The following is a 23,555-nucleotide window of genomic DNA, read 5'->3' as shown; positions in this document are numbered from 1 at the left end:
ATGAGCACAGCAACCACCCATTCGGCCAAGGAACACGCGCGGTCGCAGGCGACCCTCGCACCGGCCCCCACCGCACCGGAGGGCGTGTCGGAACTGACGTGGGCAGAATCGGTGCCCGGCGGCAGCTACACCACGAAGGTTCTGGCTCGCGGAACCCGCTTGCGCCTCGTCGACGTCGACGGTGCCGCCTGTGCCAACCTGCTGCTCTATCGCGTCGACGCACCGTGGGAGCGCCTGAACACCGCCGACACCGTCAAGGTTCCGTGGCAGGCGTACCTGAGCGCGGGCCACCCCCTGCTCTCGGATCAGGGCCGCGTGCTGGCAACCATCGTGGCCGACACCTCCGGTCACCACGACGCGCTGTGCGGTACCACGTCCACGGCGACGAACATCGCCAAATACGGAGTGAACGGACCGCATTCGTCCGCTCCGGCCGGCCGCGAGCTGTTCACCCTTGCCGCGGCCAAGCACGGACTCGAGCCGCGCGACGTCGGACCGTCACTGTCGTTCTTCCACGGCATCACCGTCGACGCGGACGGGAGCCTCGTCAGCACCGGCTCTGCCGGACCCGGCCGCTCGGTGGATCTGCTCATCCACCTGCCGGTGATCGTGTTGCTCGCCAACACCGCTCACCCACTGAACCCCAGTCCCGAGTACGACACGACGACACTCGACGTACTGGCCTGGCGCGCACCGGAAGAGCTGCTCACACTCGACAACACCGAGCCGGAATACCAACGAGCAGTGCAGAACACCGAAAACGCATGGAAGGCAGCGCAATGACTACCAGCACAGTGAACACGGTGACAGTGAGAGACGAGATCGCTCCCGCGTTCGGCCCCTGGTCGGCAATCGTCGAGGCCGGCGACGTCCTGACCATCGTCGACCTCTACGGCAATCAGGCCGTGGACACCCTGCTGTACGCCGCACACGATCACTCACTGCGATACTCCGCGGCCGCGACCGTCACCGCGCAACAGAACCTGTTCCTGACCACCAGAACCGTTCTTCGCAGCGATGATTCGACACCTCTGATGACGATCATCGACGATGAGGTCGGCAACCACGACACCGTCGGCGGTGCGTGCTCCAAGGAATCGAACACCCTGCGCTACGGCCATCACACCCAACACCAGCACGCGTGCGTCGAGAATTTCCTCATCGAGGGTTCCAAGTGGGGACTCGGCAAGCGAGATCTGGCCCCCAACATCAACTTCTTCATGAACGTCCCCGTCGACGCCGACGGCACCCTCGGCATCGTCGACGGTCTGTCGGCCCCCGGCAAGACGCTCTCGCTGCGCGCAGAGATCGACACCCTGGTGTTGGTCTCGAACTGCCCGCAGATCAACAACCCCTGCAACGGGTTCGACCCAACCGCGGTGCAGATGATCGTGACGCGATCATGACCGCTGTGAACAGTAAGGCCGCCAAGATGACCGTGCAGCGGCCCGGCATGATCACGACGGTCCAGGACTGGCCGGGACGCGTCGGATATTGGAAGGTGGGCGTGCCGCCGTCGGGTCCGATGGACGATCTGTCGTTCCGGCTCGGCAACACCGCGCTCGGCAATCCCGAGGGTGCACCGGGACTCGAATCGACCATGGCCGGGCCGGCATTGACGTTCGACGCCGATACCTACGTCTGTGTGACCGGCGCCTCCGTTCCGGTGCGCATCGACGGCCGATCGGCCGCGCAGTGGAAACCGGTTCTGGTACCTGCCGGAGCAACATTGGACGTGGGTACCACCACCGGACACGGTCTGCGGGTGTATGTCCTGATCCAGGGCGGCCTCGACGTCGACGACTACCTCGGCAGCGCAGCGACATTCACGCTCGGCAAGTTCGGCGGACATCGCGGCGGCATCCTGGGCGAGGGAGACATCATCGGACTGGCCGGCCGCTCCGACAACTCCGCCGTCCTCGGACCGATCCCGATGGAACACCTGCCGGTGCTCACGTCCAACTGGGACATCGCCGTCACCGAAGGCCCACACGGAGCACCCGAGTTCTTCACCCGCGACGACATCGACACCCTGTACGCCACCCGTTACGAGGTGCATTTCAATTCCGATCGCACCGGAGTTCGGCTGATCGGACCCAAGCCGCAGTGGGCTCGCGCCGACGGCGGCGAGGCGGGGTTGCACCCGTCGAACATCCACGACAACGCCTACAGCGTCGGTGCCTTGGACTTCACCGGCGACACCCCGATCCTGCTCGGCCCCGACGGACCCAGTCTCGGCGGATTCGTCTGTCCTGTCACCGTTGTCGCGGCCGAACGCTGGAAGCTCGGCCAACTTCGTCCCGGCGACACCATCCGATTCGTGCCGGTCCGGGCTGCAGCCACCGCGCCGCTGGGATCGCTCGGCCTCGCACGGCGCGCATCACTGCCCGCAGTCTTCTCCGCCGGCGGCGACGGGGACGACGGCGTCATCGCTCGGCGCGACGCCGATACGTGCGTCACCTACCGGCGATCTGGTGACGACAACGTGCTCGTCGAATACGGCGACATGAAGCTCGACCTCACCCTGCGAGCACGGGTGCACGCGCTGCATCAGCGCGTCGAGGCCATCGCGCCCCGAGGCCTGCTGGATCTGACCCCCGGCATCCGCTCACTGCAGGTCAAGGTGAATCCCGATGTGCTGTCGATCGATTCGCTGATGGGACTGCTCGCCGAGGTGGAGGACGATCTGCCCGCAGCCTCGGAGCTCGTGGTCCCCAGCCGTCAGGTTCGGCTCCCGCTCTCGTGGGACGACCCGTCGACCAGGGAAGCGACCCAGCGATACATGCACGGTGTGCGCGCCGACGCCCCGTGGTGTCCCTGGAACATCGAGTTCATCCGGCGGATGAACGGACTCGGTTCCGTCGCAGAAGTTTTCGACACGGTCTTCGCTGCTGACTACATGGTGCTCGGACTCGGTGACGTCTACCTGGGTGCCCCGGTGGCGACTCCACTCGATCCTCGGCACCGTCTGGTGACGACGAAGTACAACCCGGCACGCACGTGGACGCCGGAGAATGCCGTCGGCATCGGCGGGGCATACCTCTGCATCTACGGCATGGAGGGTCCCGGCGGATACCAGTTCGTCGGCCGAACCACGCAGGTGTGGAACCACAGTGCCACGTACAGCGGAGGCCCGTTCGAGGAAGGAACCCCGTGGCTGTTGCGGTTCTTCGACCGAGTCTCCTGGTACTCGGTCGAACCCGAGGAGCTGATGGACCTGCGCGCGGATCTCGCGGCAGGCCGAGGCGGTGGAGTCGAGATCACCGACGGTGAGTTCTCGCTCGCCGAGCACGAGAACTTCCTCGAGTCCAACGCCGAATCCATCGCGGAGTTCCGCGCGACTCAGGCCGTGGCCTTCGGGGCCGAGCGGGACGCGTGGTCGGCAGCCGGAGAATTCGACAAGAGAGGCAAGATCGATGCTGCCTGAGGTACGAGAACGAGTTCTGCAGGCGTACAAGCGAATCGCGGAGGTCGACCGACCCGAGGTGTGGATCACCCTGCGCGACGAGGACGACGTACTGGCCGAGGCGGTGGCGATCGAACGCGCACTGGAGGCAGGTGCAGATCTGCCGCTCGCCGGCGTGCTGGTTGCGGTCAAGGACAACATCGACGTCGCCGGTCTGCCCACTACTGCGGCGTGCCCCGAATTCGCCTACACACCAGCAGTCTCCGCCGTCGCCATCGAGCGACTGACGAGCCAGGGCGCACTGATACTCGCCAAGACCAACCTGGACCAATTCGCTACCGGACTGGTCGGCACCCGAAGCCCCTACGGAGCAGTGCGCTGCGCCTGGGACGCCACGCTGGTCTCGGGCGGATCCAGTTCCGGCTCGGCGGTGGCGGTGGCGCTGGGGATCGCGGACATCGGAATCGGCACCGACACAGCCGGATCCGGGCGAGTCCCCGCCGCGTTCCACGGCCTGGTGGGCATCAAGACCTCACTGGGGATCGTGCCGAACACCGGGGTAGTGCCCGCGTGCGCCGACTACGATTGCGTCACCGTGCTGGCTCACGACCTCGACAGTGCCGCGGCGGCCATGAAGGTGATGGCCGGCCCTACCGAGACCGATCCACGCAGCCGGGCCTGGCCCGCCGACGTACGACTGGCCGCCTCACCGGAACCCCGGGTCGCCGTTCCGCGTGCCGAAGATCTGGTATCGCTGAGCCCGGCATACCGTCGGGCATTCGAGGAGACGGTGGCAGGCCTGGCCGAGAAGGGCTTCACCCACGTCGAGGTCGATATCTCGGGGCTACTCGACGCGGCGACGCTGCTGTACGACGGAGCCATTGTGGCGCAGCGCTATTCGGCCGTCGGCCAATTTCTCGACACCGCGCCGGACGGTGCCGATCCCACGGTCGCTGCCATCGTCCGCTCTGCAGCCGGCCCGTCCGCGCACCGGTACGTGGACGATCTGGGCACACTCACCCAGGCCAAGACTGCTGCCCGCGAATTGCTACGCGACGTCGACGGTCTGCTGCTGCCCACCACCACCGAACACCCGAGTATCGCTGCAGTGCAGGCAGATCCGCTCGGCATCAATCGCCGACTCGGCACGTTCACCAACTTCTGCAATCTGCTCGACATGGCCGCGGTGGCCGTTCCTGGCACCCCGACGCACGAGGGCAACCCGTTCGGCGTCATGTTCGTCGTGCCTGCGTTCGAGGATCAGATCGCCATCGACCTGGCTGCTCGGCTCAGTGGCACGCCGTCACCCTCGCTGATCGACGACGGCATCGAGGTGCTGGCCGTAGGGGCACACCTACGCGGGTTCCCGGTGCACAACCAACTGACCGATCGGGGCGCACGGTTCAGCGGCGAGGTGACCACATCTGCGGACTACCGACTCGTGGATCTGCACACCACACCGCCCAAGCCCGGTCTGGTGCGGCGCGAAGGGAACGGCGCACCCATTGCCGGAGAGCTGTATCGGATGTCCGCTGCCGCGCTCGGCACCTTCCTCGCCGGGTTGCCCGCGCCGATGGGCCTCGGTCCGGTCGAGTTGTCGGACGGACGCTGGGTCACCGGGTTCTGCTGCGCCCACGACGCGGCCGAGAACGGCACCGACATCACCGAATTCGGCGGGTGGCGCACATACTGCTCACGCGGGAACGGGCCTGCTGCCGTCGGTGGCGACACGGACCGCCAGTAGCCCGAGCACGGTGCCCATGAGGTAGCGCTGCATCTTCAGCCAGGTGGGCCGGACGGCGAGGAATCGGGCGATCGATCCGGCCAACACCACGATCACCAGATTGACCACCACCGCTACGGCGATCTGTACGCCGCCGAGCGTGAAGCCCTGCAGCAGAAGGCGGCCGGCCGCAGGATCGACGAATTGCGGAATCACGGAGATGTACATGATCGCGATCTTCGGGTTCAGCAGGTTGGTCACCAGACCCATCGTGAACAGTCGACGGTTCGAATCCTGTTGCAGCGCAGTCGGCTCGAAAGTGGAGGCCGTTCCGCGTAGCGCCTGCACGGCAAGCCAACCGAGGTAGACCGCACCGGCGAGCTTGACCGCGATGTACAACGCGGGCACGGCCGTGAACACCGCTGCCAGGCCGAGATTGGTGGCCGTCAGATAGACCAGAAAGCCGACAGCCACACCTACGAGGGACACCATCCCCGCCCGCCTGCCTTGCGAAATGCTGCGCGAGACGAGGTAGATCATGTTGGGACCCGGTGTCAGAACCAACACGAGGGCGACGGCGAACACGCCGAATACTGCAGACCACGAGACCATACGGTCGACACTTCCCGATAGTCGAACGCCCGGGTAGAGCCAGTTACCTTCCCGTGGACACCTATTCGCTTCGCACGATCGAGGCGACCTCGTCACCGATGGCGGCCATGCCGGCTGCCGTCGGGTGCAATGGCGCAGCGGGGTTCTCCGGGATGACGCCCTCGAAGTACCGCTGATCGACTGCCGCACAGACATCGTGGCCGACGCTGAGCGCCTCGGTATCGACGAACTCGGCCCCGTGCTCCTCGGCCTGTGTCTTCAGCGCCTGGTTCATGGCGGTGATGCTGCTCTGGATGTAGTCGGCGTCCTCGGGGAGAACCGGCTGAGTGGGGAAGCAGCCGCCGTCGGGGAGATACGTTCCGTATCCGACGACGAGGATCCGCGCGTCGGGCGCACGCTCGGCCAGCGCGTCGAGCATCGCGCCCCAACCCGGAGACTTGTCCGCGATGGCGGCGGCGACGGTGTCGACGCCGCCGGCGGTGAGCCGGTCCTTGCAGACGTTGCCTGTCGAGGAATTCGCGAACGTCAGGCAGCCCACCGCGGTCGAGACGAGCCCGATGTCGTTGCCACCGATCGTCACTGTCACCAGATCGGTTTCGGGCGTCACCGCGTCGAGTTGGACGGGCTGATCCCCGCTGGAGGTGCTCTGGGGCGTCGAGACGAGGTTCTCGGTCACGGCCCCGCCGCACGTGACGTCGACGAACGACGCGACCTCGAGCTGAGCCGCGACGACGTGCGGGTAGTTCGAGTCGGACTGCTCACAACCCGGTACGCCCACCTGCTCCGGGATACGTGGCCCCGACGCCGCCGAATCACCCAGCGCCACATAGTTCAGTGAGGCCGAGGCCGGGACGTCCGGAACGTCGGCGTCGGGTGCACTGGGCGAAGAACACGCCGCCAGCAGACTCACGGCAACAGCAATCCCGACGTAGATCCCAGGGTTCCTCACAGGCTCGACGCTACCGCGGCCGGTAACCTCGACCGGGTTGTCCCACGAGTACGTCTACACATCGAAGGAAAGGAACATCGCATGATCACCAACTTCATCAACGCGATCCTGACCGGCTTCGGCTCCATTTCTGCTGGTAGCAGCGGCTTCGAGCTGGCACCGGGAACGCTGCCCTTCGGACTGTAGGACCGGCAGTTCGCCATCCGTGCGGTGCCGACGGTTCGTCCGGCACCGCACGGGTACACCGCACACATGACTGATCCGAAGCACGACGAGAACTCTGCCCCCGACGCCGACAAGGACGTGCAGTCCGACCCGGCTGCGGACGCAGACACCAACGACTGGTCCAGCGAGGGTGGGGCCATCGAAACCGGCCCAGCCACCGACGACGAGCGAACCGACGGCAGCTAGCCGAACAAGCGGCGAGGTGCCGACCGCACCGTCCGGACGTCACCGTCGGCCACGATGTGCTCCACCGCTTCTCCGCGCGCTCGCATCGACGGGTCGGCGGTGAAGTCCACTCGGGCGTCGCCGAGCCAGTCGATGCCTACGACGATCCCCACGGTTCCCTTCGGAATGCCGCTTCGCCAACGCACGCGTCCCAGATTTCTGAGTGCGACGACCGTATCCCCGATTTCGAAATGCCCCATTGCGCCCCCAATTTGTTCCTGCCGATCAGTAGACCGCACCCGAACGGCCTGTTCAAGCGGTAGATCCGCGCTTACTGCCACCGATGGCAACCGTCGGTTCGGCCGACGCGGGGACAAACAGGGCAGCTACCTCGTTTTGTCTGCGCGAGTCGGAGCAGCGGTATTTTCGCCTTCGACAAGTTGCTGTCCTGGCAATATTTCTTGCCAGCCATGCAATCCTGTCCGCACACTGCAGACATGACTTCAGACAACGCATACCCAGCCCCCGTCGAGAATGTCCCCGTCGACGCGATCATCGTCGGCGGCGGAGTCGCGGGGCTCAGCGCAGCCGTCGCTCTCGGACGCTCCCGCCGATCCGTGGCGATCGTCGACGCCGGCGATCCACGCAACGCTCCGGCCGCCCATTCCCACAACTACCTGACGCGCGACGGCGAATCTCCGCTCGAGCTCGTTCGACTCGGCCGTATCGAGGCCGAGCACTACGGCGTCCGCATCGTCGACGGCAGCGCGACCTCGGCTGCGCGGACCGACTCCGGGTTCGAGGTGTCCCTCGCCGACGGGACCGTCGTTCGAGGCCGTCGCCTCCTGGTCACCACCGGTCTCACCGACATTCTTCCCAGCATCCCCGGGCTCGCCGAGCGCTGGGGCCGCGACGTACTGCACTGCCCGTACTGCCACGGATGGGAAGTCCGAGACTGGGCGATCGGCATCATCGGCAGCGTCATGTCCGGACATCAGGCCCAGATGTGGCGTCAACTGTCCGAGAATGTCACCGTATTCACCCACACCGCAACGGAATTGAGCCCCGAGGAGCTGACGCGGATGCGCGCCCGCGGGATCGTCGTGGTCGAAGAAGAGATCACGCGAGTCGACGTCGAGAACGACGCCATCGTCGGCGTCACGTTGGCGAACGGCGTCGCCGTCGCGCTCGACGCCGTGGTCGTCGGCCCCAACTTCACTTCCCGCGCAGACGTTCTCGAGTCATTGGGACTCGAGACGACCGAGATGGTGATGAACGGTCACGTCTTGGGCACCCACATCGAGGCCGACCCGGTCGGCGCGACGTCCGTGCCGGGGGTGTGGGTGGCCGGCAACGTGGCGGCACCCATGGACACCGTCGTCGCGGCGTCGGCGGCAGGCGTGAAGGCCGGTGCCGCGATCAACGGTGACCTCATCGAGGAGGACGTACGGTTCGCCGTGGAACGGGCCGAAGCAATGGCCTCCTGACGTCGGACATCAGCTTCCCAGCGCGGTTGCCAATCCGCTCTCGATGGCGTCTTTGCGAACCCCGAGTTCGGCCAGGGTGGCATCCTCGTTCTCGAGCAGCGCCAACAGGATGTGCTCGGTGCCGATGTAGTTGTGCCCCAACCGAAGCGCTTCACGGAAGGTCAATTCCAGTGCCTTCTGGGCACCGGCGTCGAAGGGGATCAGCGCCGGCAGGGGATCGGCCGGTTCGGGCAGCGTCGCCGTCACCGCGGTACGGATCTGCCCATCGGTGAGCCCCTGCGCACCCAGTAGCTTCGCGGCGAAGCCCTCGGGCTCACCGAGCAGGCCGAGGATCAGATGGCCGGTGGTGATGTGATCGTTGCTCGTCGCCCGGGCCTCGTTCTGGGCCCCCACCACCACATTTCGTGCGCGTGGAGTGAAGCGCGAGAAGCCCTGACTGGCGTCGAGTTCGGCCGGGTCGTCGCCACCCTTGGCCACGAAGCGCTTCTGTACCGCCTGCTTGCTGACGCCCATGGACGCGCCGATGGCAGTCCAGGACGCACCGGACCGACGCGCTCGATCCACGAAGTGGCCGATCAGATGGTCGGCGATGTCGCCGAGCGCATCGGCGGCGATCACCGCGTCGGAGAGTTGATCGAGTGCGTCGGTGTGCACCTTCTCGATGGCGGCGATCAGGTCGTCGAGTCGGACTGGGTTGGTGATCTTCGTCGATTCGGTCATACGTCAACTCTAGGTTGACGCCAGTCCGTCGTCAACCCTCGGTTGACGACTCTGCGTCGAGGGTCGGTGGAGTCGAAGTTTGTTCGGGGTCAAATAGTGACCCTGATCACCGTTTTTGCTGGCAAAGACGTATATTCACCGATGAAGGCGTCAGCGGAGAAGGTGCGAGCGCCGCACAGCGAGGGGAAGTGGGGTCCTTCGATGAATGCGAAGGCCGCTGCGCCATTCGCCGTGCCATCGGTGCGGACCGCGTTCCTGGCTGCGGTGGCCGTCATCGCGGTGACGGTGTTCGTCCAGGGCAGTGCCGACGTGCGTGCCGGCGTTCTGGCCGTCGTCGCCGTGGGATCGGTCGTGGCGATCAGTGCGGCAATTCGTCGCTACCGCCCGACCGACGCCCGATGCTGGTGGGCTCTGTTCGGAGCCTCGGTGCTGTTCATGTTCGGAGTCTCGTTTCGCAGCGACCCGAACGCGCTGGATCGATCGTTCTCGCTGCTCCCGGATCTGTTCACTCTCACCGGGTACGCCCTGGTGGGATACGCCCTGTCTCGGTGGATCCGAGACCGCCGATCGATCGACGACATCACCCCACTAGTCGATGCAGGCCTGATTTTCCTCGGCACGCTGTTCCTGTCGTGGTTGCTGCTGATCTCTGCGGCCCTCGACCTGCCGCGTTCGTCCGTGTCGACGGTGGTGAACGGGATCTATCCGGCGATCGACGCGGCGCTGATCACGTTGACGACATATCTGCTCTTCTCCTCGAAACCCCGCTCCGCCGCGCTGTTCTGGGCGCTGCTCGCCCTGGTGGCGACGTTCGTCGGCGACGTGTCCTACGCCTTCGCGGCGACGACCGACGACGCTCCGTCCTCGGGGTTGCTCGACGGCATCTACCTGTTCGCGTACCTGTCGCTGGCGATGGCAGCGCTCGACCCGTCGATGCGCACGGTGTCGCACCGGCAGACCCCCGCACCCGCCCACAGCAGCCGTCGGGTGGTCTTCGTGGTGTTGATGTTGGTGGTCTGCGCGACCGTGCCGCTGCTCGGTTCGGCGGTCTCCACCGGCGACCTGATCGTCCGCTCGCTGTTGCTCGCCTCGATCCTGGTCGGTGCTTTCCTCCGCGGCGAACGCGCCCTGGCCCGAGTGCAGACCGGCGAAGAGCATGCCCGCTACCTCGCGGCACACGACCTGCTCACCGGACTGCCGAACCGCACGACGCTCGACGCGGAGTACGCCCGACACGAACGCGCTCAGCGACCCGGACGCACCTGCACTCTGTTCGTCGACCTCGACAACTTCAAGATGGTCAACGATTCGTACGGCCACCGCGTCGGAGACGAGTTGATCGTCGCCGCGGCACGTCGCATCCGCGCGGCCGTCGGTGCCGCCGACACCGTCGTTCGGTATGCCGGCGACGAGTTCGTGGTGCTCACCCGCCGCGACCGTTCCGGTTCGGAACTGTTGGCGCGCCGCATCATCGAGCGACTGAGCGAGCCGTTCCCGCTCAGTGCTGCCACCGCCTACGTCTCGGCCTCGGTGGGCATCGCCGACGCCGAACGACTGCACGACGCCATCCGCGAGGCCGACACCGCGATGTATCACGCGAAATCTCTCGGGGCGTCTCGCTACGCGTTCTTCGACGAGTCCTTGCGTGCGCGAGCAACATCGGCGATCGAGACCGCCACCGCACTTCGCGGCGCGATCCGGCGCGGAGAACTCGAGGTCTACTACCAACCGATCGTCGCGACGAAGTCCCGCAAGACCGTTGTCTACGAGGCGCTCGTGCGCTGGAACTGGCAGGGCCGAGTACGGACGCCGAACGAGTTCATCCCGATCGCCGAATCGACCAATCTCATCGAGGAGATCGGTGAGTGGGTACTGCGCACCGCGATCTCCGATCTGGTGACACTGCGCGCGAACGGGCAGGACGTCACCATGTCGGTCAACGTCTCGCCGATGCAGTTGCGCGACGACTCGCTGCCGGGCATCGTCCAACGGGTGCTCGATACCTTCGGCGTCGCCGGTGCGGACCTGGCGCTCGAGATCACCGAAAGTGTTCTGATCGACGACGTCGGCGCAGCGAAGACCGTGCTCGATCGGCTCGCCGCCATGGGCGTACTCATCGTCCTCGACGATTTCGGTATCGGCTACTCCTCGCTGAACCGGTTGCGCAAGATGCCGATTGCGCTGCTCAAGATCGACAAGTCCTTCGTCCACGAGATCGGCGTCTCCGATTCCGACGTCCAGCTGATTCGCGCCATCACCGCCATGGCGTCCGCGCTTTCCGTGACGACCGTCGCCGAGGGGGTCGAGACCGAGGAACAGGCCGCGATCATCGAGCAACTCGACTGCCGTTTCGCGCAGGGCTATCTGTACGGCAGGCCCGCCCCCATCGCGCATTGGCTTCTCGAATCCGCGCAGCAACGGTGACCACGGTGTTAGCGTCGAGCGGTGTCTGCAACCGGAATGCGCCCTGTTCGCTACACCGCCCTCGCCTGTGCTCTCCTGCTGGTGCCGCTCGTCGCGTGCAGCAGTAGCGACGACGCCGGTACCGACACCGCCGCGGCGGACAGTTGCGTACTCGGTGCCAGTGGCGGCACCCCGGTAGGAAAGACCCCGAGCACCGGCTCGGGTGACATCTCCACCAATCCGGAAGTGGCGACCGGATATCGGTCGAGCATGACTCCGGTGGAGACGCCGTCGTACTCGGTCTCCACCGCCAACCCGGTCTCCACGGAGGCCGCATGCGAGGTATTACGCGACGGCGGCACCGCGGCCGACGCCCTCATCGTGGCGCAGACCGTGCTCGGGCTCGTCGAACCCCAGTCGTCGGGAATCGGCGGCGGCGCTTTTCTGATGTACTACGACGCCGCGTCGGGCGAGGTGCAGAGCTACGACGGCCGCGAGACCGCGCCGATGAGTGCCACCGGCGACTACCTGCGGTACATCGACGACGTCAACCGCACTGTGCCGCAACCCGATGCGCGGTCCAGTGGCCGATCGATCGGCGTGCCGGGTGTTGTGCGCATGCTCGAGCAGGCGCACGAGGATCACGGTGACAAGCCGTGGGGGGATCTGTTCCGACCCGCGATCGAGCTCGCCGACAACGGAATCGAGATCAGCCCGCGCATGGCCTCGTCCATCGCGGACTCGGCACCGAAGCTCGCACTCGACCCGGCGTCGAAGGACTACTTCCTGCAGCCCGACGGAACCGGTAAGCCTGCCGGCACGGTGCTGAACAATCCGGCGATGTCGAAGACGTTGTCCGCCATCGCAACCGACGGTGCCGATGCCTTCTACACCGGCGACATTGCCCAGGCGATCGTCGACGCGACAGCAGATACCACCGCCGGCCGTACCCCGGGGCAGATCACGGTGGACGACCTCGCCGGCTACGAGCCGAAGACCCGTACCGCAGTGTGCACGCCGTACCGCGATCACGACATCTGCGGAATGCCGGGGCCGTCCTCCGGCGGCATCGCGGTGGCGTCGACGATGGGCATTCTGTCGAACTTCGATCTGGCGCAGTACGCCCCGACGGACATGGACGCCAACGGCGGCAAGCCGACCGCCGAGGCCGTGCACCTGATCTCCGAGGCCGAGCGACTGGCGTACGCCGATCGCGACAAGTACGTCGCCGATCCGGATTTCGTACCCCTACCCGGCGGCTCGCCCGACACCCTGCTCGCCCCCGAGTACCTCAGCAGCAGAGCAGGACTGATCGACGAAGGCAAGTCGATGGGTACCGCGAAACCGGGCGACTTCGGACCGGTGCAGTTCGCCTCGTCCACCGATCCCGAGCACGGCACCAGCCACATCTCCATCGTCGACGGCGAGGGCAACGCAGCCTCGATGACGACGACCGTCGAGTCGGCTTTCGGCTCGTTCCACATGGTCGACGGCTTCCTGCTCAACAATCAGCTCACCGACTTCTCCGCCGCGCCGGTGGCCGAGGACGGAACTCCCATGGCCAACCGTGTCGAGCCAGGCAAGCGCCCGCGCAGTTCGATGGCCCCGACCCTGGTGTTCGACCGCGGCGACGACGGCACACGCGGAGATCTCGTTCTCGTCGCGGGCTCACCCGGCGGGTCGGTGATCATCCAGTTCGTCGTCAAAACACTCGTAGGACTGCTCGATTGGGGAATGGACCCGCAGCAGGCGGTGTCGATGGTCGACTTCGGAGCGGCCAACACCCCGTCCACCAACTACGGCGGCGAACATCCCAACGTGACTGGAGAGAACGATCCGGTCGTGAAGACGCTGCGCGAGAAGGGCCACCAGGTCTCGGTTGCCGACCAGTCGAGCGGGCTGAGCGCGCTGCAACGCACCGACGGTGGCTGGATCGGCGGAGCGGACCCACGCCGCGAAGGTGAGGTATTGGGTGGATAGGTGCGGGCGCGGGTAGCGCTCAGCTCACGAATCGATAGCCCATGCCGGTTTCGGTGATCAGATGCACCGGTGCCGCTGGGTCTCGTTCCAACTTCTGGCGTAGTTGGCCGAGATAGATTCGCAGATAATGCGTTTCGCGCTCGTGCCCGGGTCCCCACACGGTACGCAGAATCTCTTTCTGCGACACCAATTTCCCCTCGTTGCGGACGAGCAGTTCGAGGACGCCCCATTCGGTGCGCGTCAGGTGCACGTTCTCGCCTTGTCGAACAACGGTTTTGGCAGCGAGGTCGACCGTGAAGTCCGCGGTCTCGACGATGGGATCCGCCACCGATTGCGGACCGCGGCGCAGGGCCGCGCGCAGTCGCGCCAGCAGCTCGTCCATGCCGAACGGCTTGGTCACGAAGTCGTCCGCTCCGGCATCGAGCGCCTCGACGGTGTCGGCCGAGTCGGTGCGCGCCGAGAGCACCAGAATCGGCACATCGGTCCATCCGCGCAGACCTGCTATGACGTCGATACCGTCGATGTCGGGCAGACCGAGGTCCAGGATCACGATGTCCGGGTGGAAGTTCGCGGCCACCCGCAGTGCTTCCCCACCCGTAGCCGCGCTGACGACCTCGAATCCGCGGACGTTCAGATTGATCCGCAGCGCCCGCACGATCTGTGGTTCGTCGTCGACGACGAGCGCCCGTACCTTCACCTGCTCGCCGCCTTCAACTCGACCGTCATCGTCAGCCCTCCGCCGACGGTGTCCGACGCCGTGACGGTACCGCCCATGGCCCGCACGAATCCTCGCACCACCGACAGGCCGAGTCCGACGCCCACCGAGTTGTCACGGTCACCGAGGCGTTGGAACGCGTCGAACATGGTCGCTTCGGCCCCGACGGTGATGCCGGGGCCGTGATCGACGACGGAGATGGCGGCCATGTCACCGTGCACTGCGGCGCGCACGGTGATCTCGCCGGTGGGGGCGTAGCGGGCACTGTTGGCCACCAGGTTCGCGAGCACTCGTTCGAGCAGACCCGGATCGGCGAGCACTTCGACGTCGCCCACCTCGACCCGCACGCGCTCGTCGGCCCCTACCAGCGCGCCTGCCAGTACGTCGTCGACGAAGACGGGACGCAGACTGGGTTGCACCACACCGGCTTGCAGCCGCGAGGAGTCGAGCAGATTGGTCACCAATGCCGTCAACTGGTCGGCCGACTCGTCGATGGTGGCGAGCAGTTCGTCGGTGTCCTCGGGCGAGAACTGAACGTCGGTGCTGCGCAGCGACGACGAGGCTGCCTTGACCGCCGACAGCGGCGTCCGCAGATCGTGGCTGACGGCCGAGAGCAATGCTCGACGCAACGCGTCGGCCTCGGCCAGTGCGTTGGCGCGGCTGGCTTCCTCGGCCAAACGGGCTTGGCGCACCATGCCCGCGGCTTGGTTGGCGACGGCTGCGAGGACGCGGCGATCGTGGGCGCGGGTACGTTCGCCGACGAGCAGCAGCGTGAAATCGCCCGCGTCGATCTCGGTGTCGGCCCCGTTGCGATCGGTCGGCGGGTGTTCGCCCGAGCTGCCCACGATGGATCGGGACTGGTTGTCCCACAATGCTACGCCAGACTGGCGGTACGTCTCCCGTGCGCGCTCGAGCAGCGCGCCCAGATCGGCACCGCGAAGGACGGACCCCGCGAACAGGGTCAACAGTTCGGCCTCCTGCGTCGCCCGGCGTGCCTGACGCGTCCGCCGAGCAGCCGCATCCACCAGGGCCGCGACCGCGACAGCGACCAGCAGCAGTACGACGGTCACGACGAAGTTGTCCGGCTCGGCGATCGTCAGGCTGTATCTGGGTGTGGTGAAGAAATAGTTCAGCAGAAATCCTGCGATCAGCGCCGAGAGTGCCGCCGGTGCAACACCTCCCAACAGAGCCACACACAGCACCACCATGAAGAACAGGGCGCTCTCACCGCTGGAATCGAAGTCCGGACCGACCGTGCTCAGCACTGCAGCGGCCAAGCAAGGCACGAGAACCGCGGCCAGCCAGGCGATCACCCGTCGACGCCCCGAATCGACCTGCAGACTCCGCCGACGGGCCTGCTCGGCGTGAGTGACCATGTGCACGTCGATCTTTCCCGAGTTCTGCACCACGGCCGCGCCGATACCCTCGTCGAGAATACGGGCGGCGCGTGACCTTCTCGAGGTACCGATCACCAACTGCGTGGCGTTCACTCCGCGCGCGAAATCGAGCAGAGTGGTGGGCACGTCGTCCCCGACAACGCTGTGCACACTCGCACCGAGGCCGGCGGCGAGCTTGCGCACGGAACCCATCTGCGGTGCGGACACGCCCATGAGGCCGTCTCCGCGCACGATGTGCAGGACCATCAGTTCTGCACTCGACTTCGAGGCGATCCGACTCGCCCGCCGCAGCAGGGTTTCCGACTCGGGGCCGCCCGTCACCGCGACCACCACCCGCTCGCGCGCCTCCCAGGTGTCGGTGATGCGATTGTCCTTGCGGTACTTCACCAATGCGGCGTCGACCTGGTCGGCGATCCAGAGCAATGCGAGCTCACGCAGAGCCGTCAGGTTGCCGCCGCGGAAGTAGTTGCTCAGCGCGGCGTCTACTTTGTCGGCGGCGTAGACGTTGCCGTGCCGCAGCCTGCTCCGCAGCGCCTCGGGTGTGATGTCGACCAGCTCGACTTCGTCGGCGGCCCGAACCACGCTGTCGGGAACCGTCTCTCGCTGCGGAACACCGGTGATCTGCTGCACCACGTCGTTCAGAGACTCGAGGTGCTGCACGTTGAGGGTGGAGATGACATCGATGCCCGCGTCGAGCAGCACTTCGACGTCCTGCCACCGCTTGTCGTGGACGCTGCCCGGAGTGTTGGTGTGCGCCAGCTCGTCGACGAGCACCACCTCGGGGCGGCGCGTCAGGACCGCGTCGAGATCGAGTTCCTGCGCCGAGGCTCCTCGGTAACGGACGGTGGCCATCGGCAGAACTTCGATGCCCTCGAGTGCCTCGATGGTTCGCGCCCGACCGTGCGTTTCCACGACGGCCGCGACCACGTCACGTCCGCGATCCTGCAGCCGACGAGCTTCGCCGAGCATGGCGAAAGTCTTGCCGACGCCGGGCGCGGCACCGAGATAGATCCGCAGCTCACCCCTGTCCGCCACAGCCTGTCTCCTCACCCGGCCGGTATGCGTCCCGCAGTGCCAGGTTCAACTCCGGGACATTCACCGCTTCGGCACCGAGTACACCGTACTGCGGGCCGCGGGTGTACTCGTCGACCAGAGCCTCCACCTCGCTCACCGGCGCTCCGTTGACCTGCGCCACGCGGGCGACCTGGAGCGCCGCGTAGGCGGGACTGATATCGGGATCGATACCGGATCCGGAGCCGGTGACGGCGTCGGCCGGAATCGCGGACGGGTCGACGTTCTCCCGGGCGGCGATGGCGGCTCGACGCTGTTCGACGAACGACGCGAGTACCTCGCTCGACGGGCCCTGATTGGTCGGTAGTGCCGCGGCCGGATCACCGGGCGCGAACGCGTCGTCGTCCGATACCGAGCCCGTGACGCGGGTGTGGAAGAACGGATCCGGCTCTCCCGGAGCCACCTGCGGATCGACGCCGATCAGCGAGCTGCCGACGACGCAGCCCTGTGCGTCACGCAGCGGTGACCCCTCGGCGGAGTCGGTGCCGATGCGGCTGATGCCCCAGACCACAGCCGGATAGGCGATGCCGAGGATCACGGTGAGCGCCAGCAGCACTGCGAAGCCTGCAACGACCTGGCGGAGAAATCCCTGTACGAAACGCATGGTCAGCCAATCCCTGGAATGAGTCGAACGAGCAGGTCGATGAGCCAGATACCGACGAACGGACTGATGACGCCGCCGACGCCGTAGACCAGTAGGTTCCGCCGCAGCAACGCAGCTGCGGACGCCGGGGTGTATCGAACACCTTTGAGTGCCAACGGAATCAGCGCGACGATGACGAGCGCATTGAAGATCACCGCAGACAGGATCGCCGATTCCGGGGTCGCCAGGTGCATGATGTTGAGCCCGCCCAGCTGGGGATAGACGGTGGAGAACATCGCCGGCAGAATCGCGAAGTACTTCGCCAAATCGTTGGCCAACGAGAACGTCGTCAGAGCACCGCGCGTGATGAGCAACTGCTTACCGATTTCGACGATCTCGATCAGTTTGGTCGGATCGGAATCAAGGTCCACCATGTTGCCGGCTTCCTTGGCGGCCGAGGTGCCGGTGTTCATCGCGACGCCGACGTCGGCCTGCGCGAGAGCCGGGGCGTCGTTGGTTCCGTCGCCGGTCATCGCAACGAGCCTGCCGCCTTCCTGCTCCTGCCGGATGAGCGTGAGCTTGTCCTCGGGAGTGGCCTCGGCCAGGTAGTCGTCGACACCTGCCTCGGCAGCAATGGCTTTGGCGGTCAGCGGATTGTCACCGGTCACCATCACGGTTCGGATGCCCATGGCCCGCAGCTGAGCGAACCGTTCGGCAATGCCGGGTTTGACGACGTCCGAGAGTTCTACGACACCGAGAGCCCGAGCAGCAGAACCGGTTTCGCGTACCGCGACCACCAGCGGAGTGCCGCCGTTCTGCGCGATGTCGTGCACGGTGCCATCCAGATCGGCCGTCCCGCCGCCGTCGCGAATCCAACTGTAGACCGAATCCGCTGCACCCTTGCGGATCTCCATGCCCGGTAGATCCAACCCGCTCATCCGAGTTTGCGCCGTGAACGCCACGAACTCCCCGCGCTCGGATTCGCCTTCTGCCGTAACGGAGTCGAAGTCTCGCTCGACCAGTTCGACGATGCTGCGCCCCTCGGGGGTGCCGTCGGCCAGCGACGACAGCCGAGCTGCACGAGCCAATTCGGCGGCGGCGATGCCCGTCGCCGGATGCAGGCCGGTGGCGCGACGGTTACCGAACGTGATGGTTCCGGTCTTGTCCATCAGCAGTGTGTCGATGTCACCCGCGGCCTCCACTGCGCGGCCGGACATCGCCAGTACGTTGCGCTGCACCAGGCGGTCCATGCCTGCGATGCCGATGGCGGAGAGCAGAGCACCGATGGTGGTGGGGATGAGGCAGACGAGCAGGGCAATCAGCTGGATTGGATCCTGTTGCTGTCCCGCGTAATTCGACATCGGTCCGATGGCGACGACCGCGAACAGGAAGACGATGGTCAGCGACGCGAGCAGGATGTTCAGGGCGATCTCGTTCGGCGTCTTCTGCCGCGCCGCGCCCTCGACGAGGGCGATCATCCGATCCACGAACGTCTCGCCCTGCGCTGCAGTGATTTTCACGACGATCTCGTCGGTCAGCACGATCGTGCCGCCGGTGACGGCCGACCGGTCACCTCCGGATTCACGGACCACGGGAGCCGACTCACCGGTGATGGCAGATTCGTCGACGGTCGCAATACCCTCGATGACATCGCCGTCGCCGGGAATGACCTCACCGGCCGAGACGACGACCTCGTCGCCGACCTTCAATTCGGCACCGGCCACCTCGGTGATCACGAACTCGGCACCCGACGCCGTGCGTCGTCGAGCAGTAGTGTCTTGCTTCACCTTTCGAAGGCTGGCCGCCTGCGCCTTGCCGCGACCTTCGGCGACGGATTCGGCGAGGTTCGCGAACAGCACCGTGAACCACAGCCAGCCGGTGACGAACCAGGCGAACACCGACGGCTGAGCACTCGACAGGATCGTCGTGACGATCGAGCCGAGGAAGACGACGAACATGACCGGGTTGCGGGCCAGGTGACGCGGATCGAGTTTGCGGAACGCGCCGGGTAGAGCGGTGTTCAGTGACAGGTTCATTGCATGGCCTCTGCTATGGGTCCGAGAGCAAGTGCGGGGAAGAAGGTGAGGGCCGCGACCAGGATCGAGGTACCGATCAGCAGCGTGCCGAACAACGGTCCATCGGTCGGCAGGGTGCCGGCGTTGGGCGCGCTGCGTTTGGTCGTCGCAAGCGAACCGGCCAGGGCCAATACGAAGACGATCGGCAGAAACCGGCCGAGCAGCATCGCGATACCGAGGGAGATCTGGAACCAGTCGCTCGTCACCGTCAAGCCGCCGAAAGCACTGCCGTTGTTGTTCGCAGCGGAGGCGTAGGCGTAGAGCACCTCGGTGAATCCGTGGATGCCGGGGTTGCCCTGATAGCTCGTCGTCGATTCGAGTATCACCGTGATCGACGTGCCGACGAGCACGAGGATCGGCATCACGAGAACCGAGAGCGCGGCCATCGTGATGGCCCGTCGACCCAGCTTCTTGCCGAGGAATTCCGGAGTTCGGCCGACGAGCAGACCACCGACGAAGACGGCGATGACCGCGAGAACCAGCAATCCGTACAGACCGGTGCCGACGCCACCCGGCGCGATCTCGCCGAACAGCATGTTCAGCAACACCGCTCCGCCGCCCAGCGCAGACATACTGTCGTGGGCCGAATTGACTGCGCCGGTGGATGTTCCGGTCGTCGACACCGCGAACAGCGCAGAAGCCGGGATGCCGAAGCGAACTTCCTTGCCTTCCATCATCGCGCCCGCGGCCGTTGCTGCCACTCCACGGGTACCGGATTCGGCGAACAACGTCACCGCCAACAGCGTCGCCCACAGCGTCGCCATCACCGCCAGCAGCGTCAGACCCTGCTTGCGGTTGCCGATCATCGTGCCGAACGTACGAGTGAGGGCCACCGGGATCAGCAGCAACGAGATGATCTGCACGATGTTGGTCAGTGGTGTCGGGTTCTCGAACGGGTGCGCCGAGTTGGCCGCCAGAATGCCACCACCGTTGGTGCCGATCTCCTTGATAGCCTCCTGCGAGGCAACGGGCGCAAGCGCATTGGTGACCGTCTGCCCATCGAGACCGGTGGAGGTGAAGCCTGACGAGAACGACATCACGGTGCCCTGAGTCAGCATGATCACCGCGACGAGCACGGAGAGCGGCAGCAGAATACGGAGCGTCCCGCGCGTGAGGTCGACCCAGAAATTGCCGAGCTCACCGCCCGTCGACACCCGAACGAAGCCGCGCACGACGGCGATCGCCACCGCGAGACCGACTGCAGCAGAGACGAAGTTCTGTACCGCCAGCCCCAGCGGCTGCGTCAGATTCGACAGCGTGGTCTCGGGAACGTACGACTGCCAGTTGGTGTTGGTGACGAACGACGCCGCAGTGTTGAACGCCATCGCCGGACTCACCCCCGACAGGCCACCGTTCAGCGGGAGCACACCTTGAATTCGCTGCAGTACGAACAGGAATACGACCCCGGCGAACGAGAACCCGAGCAGGCTGGTGGAATAGCCGACCCAGGTCTGTTCCGACGACGAGTTCACCCGGGCCACCCGATAGAGCAGACTCTCGACGCGAGTGTCGTGGGTAGAACCGAACACCCGGGCCATGTAGTCACCGAGCGGCACGTACGCCGCCGCCAACACGACTATCACGATGCCGATCTGAAGACCGGCAAGCAGAGCAGGATTCATGGCGCCGTCAGAACCTCTCCGGATCGAGAAGAGCGACGAACAGGTAGACCGCGACGAACGCGGCCACCGTGAGACAGAGCAATTCGGTCATTGCTCGATCTTGAATCCCACCACCGAGCGAAAACGCGTTCCTTACGCTTTCCTACGCGCACGACCTGCGGTCATGACGGAGTTTTTACGCCGACCTCCGCTAGCGCTCCTCGATGTCGTCGACGCGGATTTCGACCGCATCCCTGCCGAGGGTGACGCCGAGCAGGTCCGCAACCACGTCGATGGCGATCGATGCCAGTTCTTCGCCTGCCGCCTGCAGATCGTCGCCGTACACGCCGATCACCGCGACGAACAGACCTGTGCAGGCGTGATCGTCGAGGTCGAGGTCGATCTCGGTGGGCTGTGCACCGTGTACGCCCGCGAGAGCACGGCGCAACGTCGTCTTGACGATGTGATCGCTGATCCGCAGTGAGTCCCGTGGATCGGCCGCTGAACCCGCCGGGAAGGCGCTGTCGATCGGCCAGGTGCGACGCGTCGTATTGCGCACTTTCGCGAGGATGGACGAGCTGATGTCCACCCAATTCGGTTCCTGCGGTGCCTCCCGAAGCTCGGTGGCAGCACGCGCAAGAACCGCATTCGGTTCTACCGGGTTCGCCATGACGCCAACCTTTCGCTCAATGTTGCTCGTGCTCTGGTCAATTGACCTCGTACTGCTCCTGCGGACAACGTCATGATCGCGCCGATCTCCGGATGGGTCAGGCCCTCGACCTCCCGAAGCAACCAGCAGGCCCGCTGCCGATAGGGCAACTCCGCCAGTGCCACACCCAATTCGGCCATGAAGCTGTCTGCTTCGACGTCCGCCTCGGGATCACTTCCCGCGCCCGTGCTCTTGCGCTCGAATACCCAGTCTTCCGCAGGAGGAACGCTGCGACGCCGGCGATGATCTATCACTTTGTGCGAGACCAACGAGAACAGCCAGGTGCGCAGAGCCGAATCGCCACGGAAGTTGTCGAGCCCCTTCCACGCTGCGACGAACGCGTCCTGCACCACCTCCTCTGCTGCACCCTGATCGGACAGCATGTTTCGGGCGTACCGAAACATCTCCGGTCCGTATCGGCCCACGATCTCCTCGAACGCATCCGTCTCGCCGAGCGCGGCTGCGCCGACGAGTACGCGGTCCGACGCATCTCTCCACTCCATCGGGCCCCCAGACGTAATCTATGACGTAGGTCACTTTATTTGTACGTGCGTTTCGGTGATCGAGCTACGACCAACTCCTGACACACACTGTGCACCACTACTCAGCGAAGAGAGGCAGTCATGAGCTCCACGACGGACACCAAGGCAACCGTATCCGCAGCAGGCGAAGGCAAGACCGACATCACCACGAAGTCGGATTCCGTGCTCGTCAGCTCGCAGGGCCGCACCACCATTGCCGATACCGTCGTCTCGAAGATCGCCGGCATCGCCACCCGTGAGGTCCAGGGCGTACATGCCGTCGGCGGCGGAGCGAGCCGCGCGATCGGTGCCCTGCGCGAGCGTATCCCGGGTGCCCGCGTCAACCAGTCGCAGGGCGTCTCGGTCGAGGTCGGCGAGCGTCAGGCAGCGGTCGACATCGACATCGTCGCCGATTACGGCGTCTCGATCGCAGACCTCGCAGCAGGCATTCGTCGCAACGTCATCAACGCCGTCGAGCGCATGACGGGCCTCGAGGTCACCGAGGTCAACATCGTCGTTCACGACATCTACCTGGACGACGGCTCGGACGAAGAGGAGACCACCGAGACCGCCTCCACCCGAGTGCAGTGACCGACCCGAACCCGACGGACCGTGACAAGTCCGAGGACATCGCCGACGCCGTGCAGGCGATCGACGGTGTCGTCGGGCTGCACGGCGGCATGTTCGGCGAGGCTGCGACCTACCTACCCGGACGCCGCGTCGCCGGCATCCGGATCGCAGACGACGGCACCGAGGTACACGTCATTCTCCAGTTCGGCTACGCCGTACGGGAGACCGCCGAGGCAGTGCGCAGCACTGTCGCGGCAATGGTCGACGGGCCCGTGCACGTCACAGTCGAGGATGTCGTGCGGGTCTGAATTGTGCGAGTCTGACCAGGTGAACGAGCATTCAGCGCGCGACCGGGCCGCCGCGTACAAGGCGGCCCGGCGCGCTGTGGCCCGAGAACACCACCCCGACATCGGTGGTGATCCCGCCCGGTACATGGCAGAGCTCGCGGAAGTCGACCGCCGGTTCGCCGTACTTCCGTCGACTCCGATCAACACTGCCAGCGCACCGACAGCGTTCCGTTCGTCCTCGGTACCGACGCCACTGCGCACACTGCCGAAACGCATCGCCCGGCTCCGCAAACGCGTCACTCGACGCAACTACTTCGACATCTGAACCCTCGACATCCGATACCTCGGAATCCGAA

23 protein-coding genes are annotated in these 23,555 nt (G+C 65.7%); 11 read left to right on the top strand and 12 right to left on the bottom strand.

The features are described from left to right. The 4 genes from VF34_RS14880 to atzF are packed head-to-tail and all read left to right on the top strand — an operon-like array spanning nt 1 to nt 5,150. A complete protein-coding gene (locus tag VF34_RS14880; RefSeq protein WP_032400984.1) occupies nt 1–783 on the top strand; it encodes an urea amidolyase associated protein UAAP1 in 783 nt (260 codons plus the stop codon). Then, nucleotides 780–1,406, top strand: a complete 627-nt coding sequence (locus VF34_RS14875; protein WP_032373482.1) for an urea amidolyase associated protein UAAP2 — start codon at nt 780–782, stop codon at nt 1,404–1,406. The genes VF34_RS14880 and VF34_RS14875 overlap by 4 nt, the downstream gene beginning before the upstream one ends. Then, nucleotides 1,403–3,427 (top strand): 5-oxoprolinase/urea amidolyase family protein, encoded by a 2,025-nt coding sequence (locus VF34_RS14870; protein WP_032373481.1) that lies wholly within the window; start codon nt 1,403–1,405, stop codon nt 3,425–3,427. Before VF34_RS14875 ends, VF34_RS14870 begins: the two co-directional genes overlap by 4 nt. Beyond that, nucleotides 3,417–5,150: an allophanate hydrolase gene (gene atzF / locus VF34_RS14865; RefSeq protein ID WP_045841594.1), complete on the top strand. Its 1,734-nt coding sequence runs from the start codon at nt 3,417–3,419 to the stop codon at nt 5,148–5,150. Before VF34_RS14870 ends, atzF begins: the two co-directional genes overlap by 11 nt. On the opposite strand, the gene VF34_RS14860 is transcribed toward atzF, so the two are convergent. Next, nucleotides 5,100–5,741, bottom strand: coding sequence for a LysE family translocator (locus tag VF34_RS14860; protein ID WP_032373479.1), 642 nt, complete (start codon nt 5,739–5,741; stop codon nt 5,100–5,102). The genes atzF and VF34_RS14860 overlap by 51 nt on opposite strands. A 61-nt stretch (nt 5,742–5,802) precedes the next feature. Further along, entirely contained in the window at nt 5,803–6,690 is an 888-nt protein-coding gene (locus tag VF34_RS14855; RefSeq protein WP_197077471.1) for an SGNH/GDSL hydrolase family protein, read from the bottom strand. Nucleotides 6,691–6,942: 252 nt separating this feature from the next. On the opposite strand from VF34_RS14855, the gene VF34_RS25315 reads away from it, so the two are divergent. After that, nucleotides 6,943–7,101 (top strand): hypothetical protein, encoded by a 159-nt coding sequence (locus VF34_RS25315; RefSeq protein WP_167328122.1) that lies wholly within the window; start codon nt 6,943–6,945, stop codon nt 7,099–7,101. On the opposite strand, the gene VF34_RS14845 is transcribed toward VF34_RS25315, so the two are convergent. Next, nucleotides 7,098–7,340 (bottom strand): hypothetical protein, encoded by a 243-nt coding sequence (locus VF34_RS14845; protein WP_032400982.1) that lies wholly within the window; start codon nt 7,338–7,340, stop codon nt 7,098–7,100. The genes VF34_RS25315 and VF34_RS14845 overlap by 4 nt on opposite strands. Nucleotides 7,341–7,577: 237 nt before the next feature. Between VF34_RS14845 and VF34_RS14840 the strand changes: the two genes are divergently transcribed. Beyond that, complete coding sequence (locus tag VF34_RS14840) at nt 7,578–8,567, top strand: NAD(P)/FAD-dependent oxidoreductase (RefSeq protein WP_032401034.1); 990 nt, start codon at nt 7,578–7,580, stop codon at nt 8,565–8,567. Between the two features lie 9 nt (nt 8,568–8,576). Here the strand turns inward: VF34_RS14840 and VF34_RS14835 are convergent, their stop codons facing one another. Beyond that, nucleotides 8,577–9,287 carry a Clp protease N-terminal domain-containing protein gene (locus VF34_RS14835; protein WP_196249528.1) on the bottom strand — a complete coding sequence of 237 codons (711 nt, stop codon included), beginning with the start codon at nt 9,285–9,287 and terminating at the stop codon, nt 8,577–8,579. 201 nt (nt 9,288–9,488) lie between these two features. Between VF34_RS14835 and VF34_RS14830 the strand changes: the two genes are divergently transcribed. Together VF34_RS14830 and ggt are read left to right on the top strand one after the other, a co-directional pair. Beyond that, nucleotides 9,489–11,711, top strand: a complete 2,223-nt coding sequence (locus tag VF34_RS14830; RefSeq protein WP_032373617.1) for a putative bifunctional diguanylate cyclase/phosphodiesterase — start codon at nt 9,489–9,491, stop codon at nt 11,709–11,711. Between the two features lie 36 nt (nt 11,712–11,747). Then, entirely contained in the window at nt 11,748–13,670 is a 1,923-nt protein-coding gene (gene ggt, locus VF34_RS14825) for a gamma-glutamyltransferase (RefSeq protein WP_032373476.1), read from the top strand. A 19-nt stretch (nt 13,671–13,689) separates the two neighbouring features. Here the strand turns inward: ggt and VF34_RS14820 are convergent, their stop codons facing one another. From VF34_RS14820 to VF34_RS14790, 8 genes are all read right to left on the bottom strand, one after another. After that, nucleotides 13,690–14,367, bottom strand: a complete 678-nt coding sequence (locus VF34_RS14820; protein ID WP_032367717.1) for a response regulator — start codon at nt 14,365–14,367, stop codon at nt 13,690–13,692. Continuing rightward, nucleotides 14,364–16,817: a sensor histidine kinase gene (locus VF34_RS14815; RefSeq protein WP_052053615.1), complete on the bottom strand. Its 2,454-nt coding sequence runs from the start codon at nt 16,815–16,817 to the stop codon at nt 14,364–14,366. The genes VF34_RS14820 and VF34_RS14815 overlap by 4 nt, the downstream gene beginning before the upstream one ends. Continuing rightward, complete coding sequence (locus tag VF34_RS14810; RefSeq protein ID WP_045841593.1) at nt 16,801–17,457, bottom strand: potassium-transporting ATPase subunit C; 657 nt, start codon at nt 17,455–17,457, stop codon at nt 16,801–16,803. Before VF34_RS14810 ends, VF34_RS14815 begins: the two co-directional genes overlap by 17 nt. Before the next feature lie 2 nt (nt 17,458–17,459). Then, entirely contained in the window at nt 17,460–19,472 is a 2,013-nt protein-coding gene (gene kdpB / locus VF34_RS14805; protein ID WP_045841592.1) for a potassium-transporting ATPase subunit KdpB, read from the bottom strand. Then, nucleotides 19,469–21,133: a potassium-transporting ATPase subunit KdpA gene (gene kdpA / locus VF34_RS14800; RefSeq protein WP_045841591.1), complete on the bottom strand. Its 1,665-nt coding sequence runs from the start codon at nt 21,131–21,133 to the stop codon at nt 19,469–19,471. Before kdpA ends, kdpB begins: the two co-directional genes overlap by 4 nt. 7 nt (nt 21,134–21,140) lie before the next feature. Further along, nucleotides 21,141–21,224: a potassium-transporting ATPase subunit F gene (locus VF34_RS24715; protein ID WP_072691966.1), complete on the bottom strand. Its 84-nt coding sequence runs from the start codon at nt 21,222–21,224 to the stop codon at nt 21,141–21,143. Nucleotides 21,225–21,323: 99 nt separating this feature from the next. After that, nucleotides 21,324–21,782: a hypothetical protein gene (locus VF34_RS14795; protein ID WP_045841590.1), complete on the bottom strand. Its 459-nt coding sequence runs from the start codon at nt 21,780–21,782 to the stop codon at nt 21,324–21,326. Then, complete coding sequence (locus VF34_RS14790; RefSeq protein ID WP_045841589.1) at nt 21,767–22,324, bottom strand: RNA polymerase sigma factor; 558 nt, start codon at nt 22,322–22,324, stop codon at nt 21,767–21,769. Before VF34_RS14790 ends, VF34_RS14795 begins: the two co-directional genes overlap by 16 nt. Nucleotides 22,325–22,444: 120 nt before the next feature. On the opposite strand from VF34_RS14790, the gene VF34_RS14785 reads away from it, so the two are divergent. The 3 genes from VF34_RS14785 to VF34_RS14775 are packed head-to-tail and all read left to right on the top strand — an operon-like array spanning nt 22,445 to nt 23,524. Further along, the gene (locus VF34_RS14785; protein ID WP_027495128.1) at nt 22,445–22,933 is read left to right on the top strand and encodes an Asp23/Gls24 family envelope stress response protein; all 489 of its coding nucleotides are present in this window, start codon (nt 22,445–22,447) and stop codon (nt 22,931–22,933) included. Beyond that, complete coding sequence (locus tag VF34_RS14780; protein ID WP_032369996.1) at nt 22,930–23,220, top strand: Asp23/Gls24 family envelope stress response protein; 291 nt, start codon at nt 22,930–22,932, stop codon at nt 23,218–23,220. The genes VF34_RS14785 and VF34_RS14780 overlap by 4 nt, the downstream gene beginning before the upstream one ends. A gap of 19 nt (nt 23,221–23,239) precedes the next feature. Continuing rightward, on the top strand, nt 23,240–23,524 hold the full coding sequence (locus VF34_RS14775) for a hypothetical protein (RefSeq protein WP_162182897.1): 285 nt from the start codon (nt 23,240–23,242) through the stop codon (nt 23,522–23,524). Nucleotides 23,525–23,555 lie beyond the last annotated feature (31 nt).

This window comes from Rhodococcus sp. PML026, from assembly GCF_000963615.1.
Taxonomy (GTDB): domain Bacteria; phylum Actinomycetota; class Actinomycetes; order Mycobacteriales; family Mycobacteriaceae; genus Rhodococcoides; species Rhodococcoides fascians.
This window is presented reverse-complemented; position numbering and strand designations above follow the sequence as displayed.